This window comes from Neoaquamicrobium sediminum, from assembly GCF_040970315.1.
Taxonomy (GTDB): domain Bacteria; phylum Pseudomonadota; class Alphaproteobacteria; order Rhizobiales; family Rhizobiaceae; genus Aerobium; species Aerobium sediminum.
In genome coordinates this window covers 608717-622132 of the sequence record NZ_JAZHFV010000006.1, presented here as the reverse complement: position 1 = coordinate 622132, position 13416 = coordinate 608717, and the positions used below count along the sequence as shown (strand labels likewise).

General features: G+C 62.8%; 16 protein-coding genes and 1 other RNA gene. 6 read left to right on the top strand and 11 right to left on the bottom strand.

Features of this window, described 5'->3' with window-relative positions:
• Window positions 1-40: 40 nt before the first annotated feature.
• Window positions 41-922, top strand: coding sequence for an alpha/beta hydrolase fold domain-containing protein (locus tag V1479_RS19740; RefSeq protein WP_173192089.1), 882 nt, complete (start codon window positions 41-43; stop codon window positions 920-922).
• Between the two features lie 10 nt (window positions 923-932).
• On the opposite strand, the gene V1479_RS19735 is transcribed toward V1479_RS19740, so the two are convergent.
• Entirely contained in the window at window positions 933-1829 is an 897-nt protein-coding gene (locus V1479_RS19735; protein WP_173192091.1) for a LysR substrate-binding domain-containing protein, read from the bottom strand.
• Window positions 1830-1958: 129 nt separating this feature from the next.
• Between V1479_RS19735 and V1479_RS19730 the strand changes: the two genes are divergently transcribed.
• From V1479_RS19730 to V1479_RS19715, 4 genes are all read left to right on the top strand, one after another.
• Entirely contained in the window at window positions 1959-2156 is a 198-nt protein-coding gene (locus tag V1479_RS19730; RefSeq protein ID WP_368804448.1) for a hypothetical protein, read from the top strand.
• Window positions 2153-2329: a hypothetical protein gene (locus tag V1479_RS19725; protein WP_368804447.1), complete on the top strand. Its 177-nt coding sequence runs from the start codon at window positions 2153-2155 to the stop codon at window positions 2327-2329. Before V1479_RS19730 ends, V1479_RS19725 begins: the two co-directional genes overlap by 4 nt.
• Before the next feature lie 295 nt (window positions 2330-2624).
• On the top strand, window positions 2625-2765 hold the full coding sequence (locus V1479_RS19720) for a hypothetical protein (protein ID WP_173192095.1): 141 nt from the start codon (window positions 2625-2627) through the stop codon (window positions 2763-2765).
• Window positions 2766-3048: 283 nt separating this feature from the next.
• A complete protein-coding gene (locus V1479_RS19715; RefSeq protein WP_244649238.1) occupies window positions 3049-3987 on the top strand; it encodes a GlxA family transcriptional regulator in 939 nt (312 codons plus the stop codon).
• Window positions 3988-4008: 21 nt separating this feature from the next.
• Here V1479_RS19715 and V1479_RS19710 read toward each other — a convergent pair whose 3' ends face one another.
• From V1479_RS19710 to V1479_RS19680, 7 genes are all read right to left on the bottom strand, one after another.
• Window positions 4009-5529 (bottom strand): DegQ family serine endoprotease, encoded by a 1521-nt coding sequence (locus V1479_RS19710; protein WP_368804446.1) that lies wholly within the window; start codon window positions 5527-5529, stop codon window positions 4009-4011.
• 146 nt (window positions 5530-5675) lie between these two features.
• Entirely contained in the window at window positions 5676-5861 is a 186-nt protein-coding gene (locus tag V1479_RS19705; protein WP_173192099.1) for a DUF2065 domain-containing protein, read from the bottom strand.
• 3 nt (window positions 5862-5864) lie between these two features.
• Window positions 5865-6821: a protease modulator HflC gene (gene hflC / locus V1479_RS19700; RefSeq protein WP_368804445.1), complete on the bottom strand. Its 957-nt coding sequence runs from the start codon at window positions 6819-6821 to the stop codon at window positions 5865-5867.
• The gene (gene hflK / locus V1479_RS19695; RefSeq protein WP_368804444.1) at window positions 6821-7930 is read right to left on the bottom strand and encodes an FtsH protease activity modulator HflK; all 1110 of its coding nucleotides are present in this window, start codon (window positions 7928-7930) and stop codon (window positions 6821-6823) included. The genes hflC and hflK overlap by 1 nt, the downstream gene beginning before the upstream one ends.
• A gap of 141 nt (window positions 7931-8071) precedes the next feature.
• Window positions 8072-8581 (bottom strand): dihydrofolate reductase, encoded by a 510-nt coding sequence (locus V1479_RS19690; RefSeq protein WP_368804443.1) that lies wholly within the window; start codon window positions 8579-8581, stop codon window positions 8072-8074.
• 1 nt (window position 8582) lies between these two features.
• Window positions 8583-9584 (bottom strand): DUF4424 domain-containing protein, encoded by a 1002-nt coding sequence (locus tag V1479_RS19685; RefSeq protein ID WP_368804442.1) that lies wholly within the window; start codon window positions 9582-9584, stop codon window positions 8583-8585.
• Window positions 9585-9619: 35 nt separating this feature from the next.
• Complete coding sequence (locus tag V1479_RS19680) at window positions 9620-10414, bottom strand: thymidylate synthase (protein ID WP_368804441.1); 795 nt, start codon at window positions 10412-10414, stop codon at window positions 9620-9622.
• Between the two features lie 147 nt (window positions 10415-10561).
• On the opposite strand from V1479_RS19680, the gene ssrA reads away from it, so the two are divergent.
• Window positions 10562-10920, top strand: a transfer-messenger RNA (tmRNA) gene (gene ssrA, locus V1479_RS19675).
• Between the two features lie 25 nt (window positions 10921-10945).
• Here the strand turns inward: ssrA and V1479_RS19670 are convergent.
• From V1479_RS19670 to arsH, 3 genes are all read right to left on the bottom strand, one after another.
• Entirely contained in the window at window positions 10946-12163 is a 1218-nt protein-coding gene (locus V1479_RS19670; protein WP_368804440.1) for an MFS transporter, read from the bottom strand.
• A 48-nt stretch (window positions 12164-12211) separates the two neighbouring features.
• On the bottom strand, window positions 12212-12544 hold the full coding sequence (locus V1479_RS19665; protein WP_368804439.1) for an ArsR/SmtB family transcription factor: 333 nt from the start codon (window positions 12542-12544) through the stop codon (window positions 12212-12214).
• Between the two features lie 72 nt (window positions 12545-12616).
• The gene (arsH, locus tag V1479_RS19660) at window positions 12617-13348 is read right to left on the bottom strand and encodes an arsenical resistance protein ArsH (RefSeq protein WP_368804438.1); all 732 of its coding nucleotides are present in this window, start codon (window positions 13346-13348) and stop codon (window positions 12617-12619) included.
• Window positions 13349-13416: the final 68 nt, after the last annotated feature.

Genomic DNA, 13416 nt, shown 5'->3' with positions numbered 1-13416 from the left:
AAGGGCTTTCATCTTCCTGTGACCACACGCAGGAGATGTAATGAGTATCAAGAGCCACCTCGCCGCCTTCGTCCTCCGCCATACGCGCAAGAAGGCCTTCCAGAGCGCCGAGGGGCTTCATGCCTGGATCGAGAAATCCCGCAAGACGCAGGATCACCGGCCACCGGTCAAGGCTGCGGAAACCCTGGACATCACCCAACGACAGGTCGAAGGCGACGTCGTCTACGAGGCGCGCCCTAAGGGAAAGGACGCGAGCCGCCGCATCCTGTACCTGCACGGCGGCGCATACTGCTTCGAACTGACCTCGTTTCACTGGAAGCTTATCGCCGAACTGGCGACGCGCCTTGGCGCGCACGTGACCGTGCCGGTCTATCCACTGGCCCCCGAGCACGACTTCCACGAGATCTACGCGATGACCACCGCCGTCTATCGGGAGGTCATGGGCGAAGGCGTGAAGGTTGCGATTGCAGGTGATTCCGCCGGCGGCAACATGGCGCTGGTACTGACCATGATGGCGGCGGAAAACGGCTGGCCTATCGCCGACCGGCTGGCGCTGATTTCGCCCGGCCTCGACATGACGCTTGCCAACCCCGAGACGCTGAACGTCGCCCGCATCGACCCGTGGCTGGGCGTGCCCGGCGGCACCGAGGCGGTGCGGATCTATGCAGCCGGTATCGACTACGCCGACTGGCGCATCAGCCCGCTCTACGGCGACCTGTCTATCCTGCCGCCGACACTGCTGTTTTCGGGCACGCGCGACATGCTCTACCCCGACAGCGTGGTCTTCACCGAAAAGGCCAACGAGGCCGGAGCCGATGTCCGCCTTGTCGTCGGCAAGGGCATGTTCCACGTCTGGCCCCTGATCGACATGCCGGAGGCCCGCGTCGCGCGCACGCAGATGGTTGAGTTTCTTTCAGCCTGACCGGACGGGCTCAGAACCGTCCAGTCTCCCGGAAGCTCTCGAATGTCGCGCGGATATGGTCGGCTGCCGCCTGCACCGGCGCCGATGCATCGGGCGCGACGATCATCGCGAGATTGTAGTTGGACAGCAGCGGTAGCCCCTCGTCCGGACCAAGCGCCACGATTTCCTCTCCGATGAACGACTTCGGCAGCGGCGCGATCGCGAGGTCGGACAGGATCGCAGCCCGCTGGCCCGCCGTGTGGGCGCTCATATAGGCGACCCGGTAATTGCGGCCCGCACGACCCAAGGCGTCAAGCGCATCTGCGCGCCAGACGCAGCCCTCCTCCCAGAGCGAAACCGGCAGCGGATCTCGCAGATGGGCGCAGCCACCCTTGGCGCCACCCCAGACGATCGGCTCGGTCAGCAGCACCTCCGCATCAGAGGGCACATTGTTGCGCGCGGTCAGAAGCGTGATGTCGAGCTGACGCTCGGCCAGCCGCCGGCGCAGATTTCCGCTCATGTCGATGATGACGTCCACCGCGATTGCCGGATGCGTCTTGGCGAAGCGCTTGAGCACGGTGGGCAGGATGCGTTCGCCGTAGTCGTCCGGAGAACCCAGCCGAACCACGCCGGCAATGTCAGGCACGATGAACTTCGACACCGCTTCGCGGTTCAGGGCCAGCATTCGCCTCGCATAGCCCATCAGCATCTCGCCTTCCTGGGTCAGCGTGACCGAACGAGCATCGCGCAGGAATACCGAGGCGCCGAGAATATCCTCCAGCTTCTTGATCTGCATGGAGACCGCGGAAGGCGTTCGAAACACCGAACCTGCGGCAAGCGTGAAACTGCCAGTCTCGGCAATCGCGACGAATGTGCGCAGCACGTCGAGGTCCAGCAACGGTACGGGGTGATTGAGGGGAGCGTTCATTGGGTTTGTCCATCAACAAAACTGAATGAAACTATCATTCCATTTCGTTTGATTGAACATGACGCAAGGACCATAGTCAAGAGCATCAGCAGCGAAGAATGCGCTGCCACAACCTGGAAGGAGATGAAAATGTCAGTCTTCGCATCGATCGCTCGCTTCGCCTCCGACTATCGGACACGTCGTCGGCGCATGCACACCTACCTGGAACTCCTCTCGCTGCCGCCGGAAATCCAGAAGGACATCGGTTGGCCGACGGAGGAAGAAATGCCACGTCGCCTCGAACGCCGGACCCGCACCTACCAACCGATCCAGAGGAGGCTGGTATGAGCGTGCTGCGTGCATTGCAGGATTTCGTCCGTGAGTTCCGCGCTATCAACAACCATGCCATTACGGGCCGCCCGCCCAAGGAGCATGGAAACGCCGAGCGGCTGCCTTCTTACAATGTCGACGGTTGGCTCAACGCCGAATTCGACATCGCGCACCGGGTGCGCAGGCTCTGAAAACGCCTAGCCGGCGGGACATTTGACGCCCCGCCGGCAGCCATGCATTTGGGCATCGCGCCCATGATATCGGCGCATAACGCCGTAAAAAACGCCCAACTCCCTGAACGAACTATCAAATCCGGCCAGAATGCAGGCAAATGCCGCATTCGGTGTCGTTTTCGCAGCGTTGCACTTCGCATTTTCCATCTTGTTTGCACCGCACAACGCTTATATGGGGCGCATCAACGAGCGACCCCACTCCATCATGCGAAGGCCGTTCCGTGTGAGACCTGACTTTGCATGGAGATGTGTCATGAAATTCTTTTCCCGCTTCTTTTCCGGTCGCCGCGAAAGCAACCTGACGACTGCGCTTGAGCGCCAGCGCCTCGGCAAGACGATGCCCGGCCAGACCGGCGCGATCGCCGCTTCGCGTCTGGGCTTCCTGGTCAACTAAGAGACCAGAACACCGATTGAACCGACAGCCGCCGCGACGGGCTTGAATGCCTGGCGCGGCGGCTTTCGCGCGTCCGTTCTCGACGCGTGATGCATCGCTGCATCGGGCCGTGGACTTGTCAAATTCCTTCATGACAGCCCATTGACATTTATGCGTTTTCCTGATGACGCTTTGCTGATCGCGACATGACCTGTCAGCGGGCCGCTTTACCCTGGAGGCACAAGTGACCCCTAAAAACACCGTCAAACGGTCGATCGTTTTCTTTCTCGTGCCCGATTTCACGATGATCGCGTTTGCAACGGCGCTGGAGCCGTTGCGTTCGGCGAACCGCATGCTCGGTTACGACGCGTATCACTGGCGGCTGGCGAGCGCCGACGGCAGGCCGGTGCGCGCATCCAATGGTGTCGAATGCGCCGTGGATACCACGCTGGAGGAAGAGCGGCGCAAGATGAGCGGCCCGGAGCGCCCGTCGATGGTGATCGTATGCGCCGGCCTGAACGTCGAAAAGTATCACCAGAAGAGCGTTTTTGCCTGGCTGCGTGAGGAATACAACCGTGGCGTCGCCATTGGCGGGCTGTGCACCGGCGCATATGTGCTCGCGCAGGCAGGGCTCCTGTCCAACAAGCGCTGCGCAATCCACTGGGAGAACCTGCCGGGCTTCACCGAGGCGTTTCCCAAGGTCAACGTCTATGCCGACCTGTTCGAGGTCGATTCCAATCTGTACACCTGCGCCGGCGGCACCGCGGCGCTCGACATGATGCTGAAGCTCATCGGTGACGACTTCGACGACAACCTCGTAAACCGCGTTTGCGAGCAGGTACTCACCGACCGCGTCCGCAGCCCCACCGACCGCCAGCGGCTGCCCCTGCGCGCGCGGCTGGGCGTGCAGAACTCCAAGGTGCTGACGATCATCGAATTGATGGAGGCAAACCTCGCCGAGCCGTTGTCGCTGATCGAGATCGCCGACCACGTCGGCCTGTCGCGGCGACAGATCGAGCGCCTGTTCCGGCAGGAGATGGGCCGCTCGCCGGCCCGCTACTACCTTGAAATCAGGCTGGACCGCGCCCGCCACCTGCTTATCCAGTCATCGCTGCCCGTCGTGGAAGTGGCCGTGGCGTGCGGCTTCGTGTCGGCGTCGCACTTCTCCAAGTGCTACCGTGAACTCTATGCCCGCTCGCCCCAGCAGGAGCGCGTCGACCGCAAGCAATTGCTGGCGGCGTGAGGAAGGGGAAAGCCCCTTCCCTCAATCCATGCGCACGGTGACGAAGCGCAGCTCGCCGTTCTTCGAGGCGATCATCAGCAGCGCATTCCGCCGCCCCTGATCCTTCAGCGCATCGACGCGGTTCATCAGGTCTTTCGGCGTCGATACCGACTCCTGCGCAATCTCGGTGATGACGTCGCCCGGCATTACGCCCTTTTCCTGCGCGTAAGACCCTTCCTGGACCTCGGTAACGACGACGCCGTTGACGTCATCCGAAATCTCGTAGGTGGCGCGCACCTCGTCATCGAGCTCTGCCACGGTCATGCCAAGCACGCTGGCCGACGCAACCGGCGCCTCTTCTTCCTCCGTCGGCTCCGTCGAGCCATCCTCCGTCATGCGCTCGCCATCTTCCAGACGACCGAGCGTCACCGGAACGGTCTGCTCCTTGCCCTTGCGGACGACGATGACATCGACCTCCTTGCCGACGGGGCTTTCTGCGACCACGCGCGGCAGGTCGCGCACCGAGCGCACATCCTTGCCGTCGAAGCGGATGATGACATCGCCGGGCTGGATCGAGCCGTCGTCAACCGGGCCGCCCTTGATCACACCGGCAACAAGCGCACCGCGCGCGCTGTCCATGCCGAGGCTCTCGGCAATGTCGTCGGTGACAGGCTGGATGCGAACGCCCAGCCAACCCCGCCGCGTCTCGCCGAACTCGCGAAGCTGGGCGATGACATTGGTGGCAAGCTGCGAGGGTATCGAGAAGCCGATGCCGATGGAACCGCCCGAGGGCGAAATGATCGCCGTGTTGATACCGATGACCTTGCCGTTCATGTCGAACAGTGGCCCGCCAGAATTGCCGCGATTGATGGCCGCGTCGGTCTGGATGAAATCGTCGTAGGGGCCCGAATTGATGTCGCGCCCGCGTGCCGACACGATGCCGATGGACACCGAACCACCCAGGCCGAACGGATTGCCGATCGCCATCACCCAGTCGCCGATGCGGATCGCGGTCGAATCGCCGAAATCCACCGCGGTGAGCTGGCGCAGCGACGGGTCGACCTTGAGCACAGCCAGATCGGTCTTGGGATCTGTACCGACCAGCTCGGCGTCCAGCTTGCCGCCATCAGCAAAGTTGACCTCGATCTCGTCAGCATCTGCAATCACGTGATTGTTGGTGACAATGATGCCTTCCTCGGCGTCGATCACGAAGCCGGAACCCAGCGACTGGACGCGCCTGCCCCCCGGCGAATTCTCGCCTCCACGCTCATTGAAGAACTCGTCGAAGAACTCCTGGAAGGGCGACCCTTCCGGCAGTCCCGGAGGGGGCACGTTACGCTGTCCGCTTCTTCCGCCGACATTTTGCGAGGTCGAGACATTGACCACAGCATCGAGCAGGCCCTCGGCAAGGTCTGCCACCGAGGCCGGCCCATGCGCGACTGGCGGCTGCGCCTGTGCGTATGCGGCGGGCGGCATCGTCCAGACGCTGGCCACGCCGATGGCGCCAGCGGCCGCGCCGATCAGCGCCTTGCGTGTTGCGGACGTGAAGGTCGTCGAAACCATGCGGGAAGTCTCCGGATATCAGGATGTGCGGGCGCTTCTGCGGACGCATGGTCGCCAACAATAAGGCGCGTTTGCGACCGATGCCGATGAAAACGGTAAATCCATTGTGACGCGCCGGACAGGCACACACAAGTCCGTGCGCAGCGTCAGCCGCGCACGAACCACACAATAAGGACACCTATTGCGACGGCGACAAGGCCCCCGACGCGCATCGCCTGCTCAGGCATTGCCAGCACTTCGGCAGCCAGCCGCTTTGCAAGGTGCGGCAGGCCGCCATAGAGCACGCCCTCGATCACGAGGACGAGCCCCAGTGCAACGATGAGATCGCTCACCGGCTAGTCCGTTGCGCCGGTGGTCACCCCGTTGCCGGATGCCGGTGCCGGTGGCGTCGACGGAGCCTGCTCCGACGGCTGGCGACCCTCGGCGCTGCCGAAGAAGCGGAAGAACTCGGAGTCGGGCGAAAGCAGCATCGTCGTGCCCGATCCCTGGAGAGCCGACGCATAAGCGGCCATCGAGCGATAGAACTCGAAGAAGTCGGTATCCCGCGAGAACGCATCGGCAAAGATGGCGTTACGCTCGGCTTCGCCCTCGCCTCGCAGAATCTCCGATTCACGCTGTGCTTCGGCCGTGATCTCGACCACTTCACGATCCGCACGTGCGCGGATGCGCTGGGCCGCTTCGCGGCCGCGGGCACGCAGCCGTTCGGCCTCGGCTAGACGCTCTGCACGCATACGCTCGTAGGTCTGCTGCGAAACTTCAGCCGTCAGGTCGGTACGACGGATGCGGACGTCGACGATCTCGAGGCCCAGCGATGTCGCATCCGGGCGAAGCTGGTCGCGCACTTCGCGCATCATCGAACCGCGCTCTTCGGAAAGTGCGGCCTCGAAGCCGCGCAGACCGTAGACACGACGCAGCGCTGCGTCGAGACGCGTGCGCAGGCGTTGCTCGGCCAACGGCACGCTACCGGAGACCGCCAGACGGAACCGCCGCGGGTCGCTGATGCGGTAGGCGATGAACGCGTCCACCTCGTAGAAGCGGCCGCCGGAGACCTGCACGCGGATGTCGTCCAGGTCAAAGCGCAGCACGCGATCTTCGATCAGCTGCACATTGTCGGCTTCCATGAAGGCGAACGGCGCCTTGAAGTAGAGACCCGGCTCCGACTTGACGTCGACGATCTCACCGAAGCGCAGCACGATCGCCTGCTGGCGCTCGTTGACCACGAAGATCGAAGACCAGGCGAGGAAGAGAATGACCGCGACTGCGATCACGATAAAGGGAAGACGGTTGCCCATCAGTTGTTTCCTCCCTGTCCGGCCGGCTGCGCGGCGCGCAGCTCAGGCAGTGGCAGGTAAGGGATGACACCCTGGCCGTTACCTTGTTCCACGATGACCTTGTTCGAGCTCTTCAGCACGTTTTCCATGGTTTCCAGAAAGAGGCGCCTGCGGGTGACGTCCGGCGCCTTGGCATATTCGTCATAGACCGAGATGAAGCGCTGGGCTTCACCGTCCGCCTCCTGGACGACGCGGGTCTTGTATGCGGCCGCCTCTTCACGGATGGCAGCAGCCTCGCCTCGCGCCTGACCCAGTTGCTGGTTCGAATACTGGTTGGATTCCTCGACGAAACGGTCTTCGTCCTGCTCGGCGCGCTGCACCTCCTCGAAGGCGTCTGCCACTTCGCGTGGAGGCGCGGCATCCTCGATCGAAATCGCGGTAATGGCGAGACCGGATCCGTAGCTCTCGATCGTCTCCTGGATGATCTCGCGCACGGCCTCTGCGATCCCCTGGCGGTCGTCGCGGAAAATGTCCTGCGCAGGCCGGCGTCCGACAACCTCGCGCATGGCGCTCTCGGCAACCTGACGCATGGTGGCGTCGGGATCGGACACGTTGAACAGATAGGCGGCCGGATCAGCGATCTGGTACGCCACGGAGAACTTCACATCGACGATGTTCTGATCGCCCGACAGCATCAGGCCTGTCGAGGTTCCGCTGCGCGCCTCGCCCACATTGATGAGCTTTTCGGCGACGTTGGCGATTTCGACGGTTTCCACCGGCCACCAGTGAAAGTGCAGGCCGGGCTCGGAGACTTCGTCCTTGGGCTGGCCGAAGCGAAGTTCGACCGCCAGTTCATCCGGCTGCACGGTGTAGATGGCCTGGAACAGCCACAGCGCCACAAGCGCCACCGCAATCAGGATGAACATGGCCGGGCTTGCCTGGCCGCCGCCCGGCAGTGCCTGCTTCAGCCGGTCCTGCCCGCGCCGAATGATGTCTTCAAGATCCGGAGGATTGTTGCCCGGTCCGCTCGGTCCGCGCGGACCCTGGCCCCAGGGACCGCCGCCGCCACCGCCGCCATTTCCGCCGCCGCCCCAGGGACCGCCGCCGCCACTCTGATTACTCCAGGGCATATATTTCCTCTTGTCTAGACAAAACTGTCTGCGACGGAACCCCCGCCGCCTGTTGCCGTTTATCGGTTTATAGGCACGCAGTCGCGCGCTTTCAACGCAATGCGTGCGGGTTAGCAACTTTCGCGGCAGATCGCCGCGCCGCTATGCCTGTGCACTTTGCCGGCGTTCGTAGATCACGTGACGGGTCGCGTGGCTATCCTTCTCACCCGCCGGATAGGCTTCCTCGGAAACAACATACCACGTTTGAGGATCGATAGGCGGAAAGCGTGTGTCGCCGTCGACCGTTGCCAACACATGGGTAACGTCGAGCCTATCTGCATCTGGAAGCGCCTGCGCGTAGATCTGCCCTCCTCCGATAACCGCTACCTCCGCCGCACCATCGGCGCGCGCAAATTGCATCGCCTCATCGAGCGACGATGCAACGTCCGCACCTTCGGCTAAGTAGGCACGATCACGCGTGATCACGATATTGTGCCGTCCCGGCAGCGGCCGCTTCGGGAAGCTCTCCCAGGTCTTGCGGCCCATCACGACCGGCTTGCCCATGGTTGTGGCCTTGAACCGCTTCATATCCGTCGACAACCGCCAGGGAAGGTCCCCGTCCCGGCCGATGACGCCGTTTTCGGCGATTGCGACCACCAGCGTGACTTTCATCTTATTGCCCGCCATCGGTACGGCGCAGGATGAGCACGTTGATGTCCCGTTCGGGGAAGAAATCGGTGGCGCTCATCTCGAATGTGGTCGGACCGATCTTGCGTACGCCGGAACCGCAGAAGGAAACGAGATTTTCCGGCGCGCCCTTGTCGATCGTCAGCGTAAAGTCCTGGATCGCGCCGGACCAGTTGGCACCGGTCGTCAGCACGTAGGAAATCCACGTCTCGTAAAAGGGCGGGTTGCCATCCGGTGCAGTCTTTGCGTGACGACGAACGGCATTGAGGAAACTCTCGTCCACGCAGTATTTCTGCTGATACTGCCCGAAATACGGCTCCTGCGGCTTACCGTCCTGCAGAAAGCTCACCGCGACCGTGCCGCCCAGGCTCGGCTGGTAGCGATGTGTCACCTCGACCGGCTGGATGGCGGGAAACTCGGCCCGCCACCAATAGGTCGACTTCAGTCGCCACTTCGGAGAATGGCTTTCGCGCCAGCCCGACCCGTCGTCGTAGCTTTCCTCGTAAAGAATGCCCCGCGCCACCCAGTCGGCCTTGGTATCGTCCGGCAGCGCCTCGATGGCTTCATCCAGACCGTCCGCGAACGGATTGAGCGACAGCCCGGCGGCGGTGAGCGTCTCGGTCACGTCCAGTTCCGCGGCAAATGCCTTCTGCTCCAGTTCCGGCGTGATTGCCCGCCCGTCCATCTCCACCGTGAAGCCGAGGAAATTGTCGCTGTCGGAGACCGGTACGGCGACGTCGCCATAAGGATTGCCTTCTATGTCCGGCATCGGGAAAGCGACCACTGCCTCGACATTCTCGTCAGAGGTGTTGCGGAAGCGGTAGGCGACCCTCACCTCGTCGAGCGAGATAAAGAGGTCCTCCTTCTCCATCGAGACCACATCGGACCGGACGAACACCAGCCCGCCCGTCTTCAGTTCCGCCATCGTATCGTTGGCGAAGGCCGGCGTTGCGGCCACCAGCGAAAGAGCCACCAGAAATCTCTTCATCGCAACGCCTCCACGGCCCGGAACCCCGCCAGCATTCACACCGCGATCGGCGCGCGGATCGTAGGATCGGCGACGTAGCCGTCCAGCCGGAAATCCTCGAAACGGAAAGCGAAGAGATCGGTGACGTCCGGGTTCATCCACATCGTCGGCAGCGGCTTGGGCTCGCGCGTCAACTGCTCGCGCGCCTGGTCGAAATGGTTGGAATAGAGGTGTGCATCGCCCAGCGTGTGAACGAAGTGGCCGGGCTTGAGGCCGGTCACCTGCGCGACCATCATCGTGAGCAGCGCATAGGAGGCCACGTTGAACGGCACGCCGAGGAAGATGTCGGCCGAGCGCTGGTAGAGCTGGCAGGAGAGCCGGCCATTGGCAACATGGAACTGAAACAGGCAGTGGCAGGGCGGCAGCGCCATGACGTCGACTTCGGCCGGATTCCATGCCGACACGATCAGCCTGCGGGAATTGGGATTCTCCCGTATCTCTCTGACGACATTGGCGATCTGGTCGATAGAGCCGCCGTCGGGCGTCGGCCATGACCGCCACTGCGAGCCGTAGACGGGGCCGAGATCGCCGTTTCCGTCGGCCCACTCGTCCCAGATCGTGACGCCGTTGTCGTTGAGATATTTGACGTTGGTGTCGCCGGCGAGGAACCACAGCAATTCGTGGATGATCGACTTCAGGTGCAGCTTCTTGGTGGTGAGAACCGGAAAGCCTTCGGTGAGATCGAAACGCATCTGCCAGCCGAAGACGCCACGCGTGCCGGTGCCGGTGCGGTCGCCGCGGTCGACGCCGTTTTCCAGCACATGTTCGAGAAGGTCCAGATATTGCCGCATGGGATTGTCGCCGTCGATTCGAAAGGTCGCGCGATCATAGCGGAGAGGCGGCCGGCGGACACCATATTCGTTGCGGACTGCTGGGCTTTCGTCGGCCCTGTGGAAAGTCGCGAGCCGCGGCGGCAGCGGATCATGCGACCGCAAACACCCCTTCCCTTTCCGGGCGCAGCTTCCTATATTCGGCGGGTCAGCTTGCCTGACTATGGAAATAAACGGCCGATGAAATAAACCATTCGGACCCGGGGGCGGTACCCGGCGCCTCCACCAGGAACCGCAGCATCGCGCTGCGGCTGCTGATGGGGGCGAAACAGGATCGACGAGGGCGTAAAGATCGGACTTTTTCCCGGCATTGTACCACCGTTATCGGGCTAATCTTATAGTTGCCAACGACAACTATGCTGAGGCACGTCTCGCTGCTTAATGCGGCGCGATAGTCTCGAATTAAGCCCTGTGGGTTAGCACCTTCAGGCGGGGTTCGGAGGTACCTGGCAACAGAAACCTCCACCTTCTCCCATCTCCATCCAGATTTAGTCAGCTCGGCCCCGCGCTGCGCGATTTCCATGCGGCGAACCAGAAGCCGGCGCACAGCGTCAGCGAGCCGACGAACACGGCCGCCAATACGGCGCCATAACCGCCGCTCGCCTGCCAGATCAGGGCGGCGCCAAGTGGCGCGAATGCCTGCATCAGGTTCAGGGGCGCAACAAGCGAACCGTTGACGGCGCCATAGGCGCTGCGCGTGATCATTTCCGGCACCGCAAGCCCCCGCACGATGGTGATTGTGCCATTTGCCGCGCCGTAGAATGCGGCGATCGCCGCGATCGTCGCCACTTCGGGCGGTGCGAAGGCGAAGCCGATGACGGCCAGTGGAAACACGATGACGATCATCGACCCCAGCGACCGGACGGGTGCCGTCGGCGCGAAGGCCATCACCGCGACACGACCCGCCACCTGCGCCGGCCCGATGACAGCCATCACCGTCACCACCCCCGCGGCTCCCAATCCGCGCTCAAGCAGCAGCGGATAGAGGTGATAGGTCAGCGACGAGAAGGCTGCCGCGTAGGAAATCCACGCAACAAGGAGCCCCCAATAGGCCGGCTTGCGCATCGCCGAGGCGACGGCTGCCCGCCCCACGAGCGGCGCGGGCTCACCGGCGACAGCCAGCACGGGCCCGCGGTCCTTCGCAGGATCGATCGCCAGCGCATAGAGCCCCCCGCAAACGATGACGTTGACCGCCCCCATGACCAGCAATGCCCCGCGCCAGCCCTGTGTCTCGATGAGATACTGGATGACCGGGATGAAAACGGTGCTGGCAAAGCCGCCCCAGAGCGTTAGCGTCGTGATGCCCTTGCGCGCTCGCTCCGGCCCGACCCTTCGGGTAACCACGGCAAAAGCCGGCTCGTAGAGCGCGCCCGCCTGCATGCAGCCCAGAAACGCAAGGATGAGGTAGTAGGCCGGCAGGCTATCGACCCGCGACCACGCTGCAAGCAGCAGGCCGGCGACGACCGAAGCGCCGGTCATTAAAAGCCGCCCGCGCCCCCTGTCGATCGCAGCCCCGACTGGATAGGCCGCCAGCCCGGCAAGCACCATGCCGAGGGTGGCGGCACCGTAGAGTTCTGTCTTCGACCAGCCAAGTTCGGAGCGCATCGCCTCCGCAATCAGCGGAAAACCATAGAAAAGCGTGCCCCATGAGCATATCTGCGCCGCACCGAGCGCGCTGATGAACCAGCCTGTTCCGGCCTTTTCAGACATGCTTGCCGATCAATGCTTTCACGACGGCGCCGGCCGTCGGCTGCCGTGTCATGCTTCGCCTCGCACGAGCATCTTTGCCACGCCGGGCGGACAGCTCCCATCGACGCAGCATTCGTCGGCAAGATAGCCAAGCAGGGCTAGCATCGCCGGGTATTCCGCCCGGCATATCAGCGTCGTTGCCTGTCGTTCCTGGCTCACCAATCCGGTTTCCACCAGCCGCTTACAGTGGTGCGACAGAGTGGATGCCGGAATGCCAAGCTTTTCCTGCACGCTGCCGACCGGCAAGCCCTCTGCGCCGGCGCGCACGAGGATGCGGTAGATGTTGAGCCGTGTCGCGTTGCCGAGCGCCTCGAGTTGCGCTGCTGCCTGTTCGAGTTCCATGGCGCGACCCTAGGCCTGGCCGGCGATAAGCGTCAAATTAAATTCGATTATAGTCGAAATAAAAGAGTCGCATCATTGGGTTCGCTGATTCACGCGCCGCGAAACCGCCTCCGCGCTTTCGACCCGTTCGGAATATCGATCGGTCAGATAGTCGGCTCGGTCGCGCAGAAGCAGCGTGAACTTCACAAGCTCCTCCATCACGTCGACGATGCGGTTGTAATAGGACGACGGTCTCATGCGCCCTTCCGCATCGAATTCGTTGAAGGCCTTCGCGACTGACGATTGGTTGGGAATTGTGAACATGCGCATCCAGCGGCCGAGTATGCGGAGCTGGTTGACCGCATTGAAGCTCTGCGAGCCGCCACAGACCTGCATGACCGCGAGCGTCCTGCCCTGCGTCGGCCTGACACCACCCAGCGACAGCGGCAGCCAGTCGATCTGCGCCTTCATGATGCCCGTCATCGAGCCATGACGCTCGGGAGAACACCAGACCTGGGCTTCCGACCAGAGCGACAGTTCACGCAGCTCCTGCACCTTGGGATGGTCGGCCGACGTCGAATCCGGCAGTGGCAATCCGGAAGGGTTGAAGATGCGCACCTCCGCGCCAAGCCTGCGCAGGATGCGCGCTGCCTCTTCCGTCGCCAGCCTGGAATAGGACCTTTCGCGCAATGAACCGTAGAGCATGAGTATGCGCGGCGGATGCGTTGCGCGCGGAGCATCGAAAAGTGCGTCGGCGCTGATCGGCGGAAATTGCTCCTCCTCGATGTTGGGAAGCGTATCGATCTCGGTGGTTTCCTCGGTCATGCCTCTCCTGCGCGTTGCTTGCGCCAGCCTATAATTCGATAAAACTAGAATTATGGATATTAAGACTC

Coding starts and splice junctions, on each gene's coding strand:
- V1479_RS19740 (WP_173192089.1), top strand. CDS start 41: ATGAGTATCAAGAGCCACCTCGCCGCCTTCGTCCTCCGCCATACGCGC.
- V1479_RS19735 (WP_173192091.1), bottom strand. CDS start 1,829: ATGAACGCTCCCCTCAATCACCCCGTACCGTTGCTGGACCTCGACGTG.
- V1479_RS19730 (WP_368804448.1), top strand. CDS start 1,959: ATGTCAGTCTTCGCATCGATCGCTCGCTTCGCCTCCGACTATCGGACA.
- V1479_RS19725 (WP_368804447.1), top strand. CDS start 2,153: ATGAGCGTGCTGCGTGCATTGCAGGATTTCGTCCGTGAGTTCCGCGCT.
- V1479_RS19720 (WP_173192095.1), top strand. CDS start 2,625: ATGAAATTCTTTTCCCGCTTCTTTTCCGGTCGCCGCGAAAGCAACCTG.
- V1479_RS19715 (WP_244649238.1), top strand. CDS start 3,049: ATGATCGCGTTTGCAACGGCGCTGGAGCCGTTGCGTTCGGCGAACCGC.
- V1479_RS19710 (WP_368804446.1), bottom strand. CDS start 5,529: ATGGTTTCGACGACCTTCACGTCCGCAACACGCAAGGCGCTGATCGGC.
- hflC (WP_368804445.1), bottom strand. CDS start 6,821: ATGGGCAACCGTCTTCCCTTTATCGTGATCGCAGTCGCGGTCATTCTC.
- hflK (WP_368804444.1), bottom strand. CDS start 7,930: ATGCCCTGGAGTAATCAGAGTGGCGGCGGCGGTCCCTGGGGCGGCGGC.
- V1479_RS19690 (WP_368804443.1), bottom strand. CDS start 8,581: ATGAAAGTCACGCTGGTGGTCGCAATCGCCGAAAACGGCGTCATCGGC.
- V1479_RS19685 (WP_368804442.1), bottom strand. CDS start 9,584: ATGAAGAGATTTCTGGTGGCTCTTTCGCTGGTGGCCGCAACGCCGGCC.
- V1479_RS19680 (WP_368804441.1), bottom strand. CDS start 10,414: ATGCGGCAATATCTGGACCTTCTCGAACATGTGCTGGAAAACGGCGTC.
- V1479_RS19670 (WP_368804440.1), bottom strand. CDS start 12,163: ATGTCTGAAAAGGCCGGAACAGGCTGGTTCATCAGCGCGCTCGGTGCG.
- V1479_RS19665 (WP_368804439.1), bottom strand. CDS start 12,544: ATGGAACTCGAACAGGCAGCAGCGCAACTCGAGGCGCTCGGCAACGCG.
- arsH (WP_368804438.1), bottom strand. CDS start 13,348: ATGACCGAGGAAACCACCGAGATCGATACGCTTCCCAACATCGAGGAG.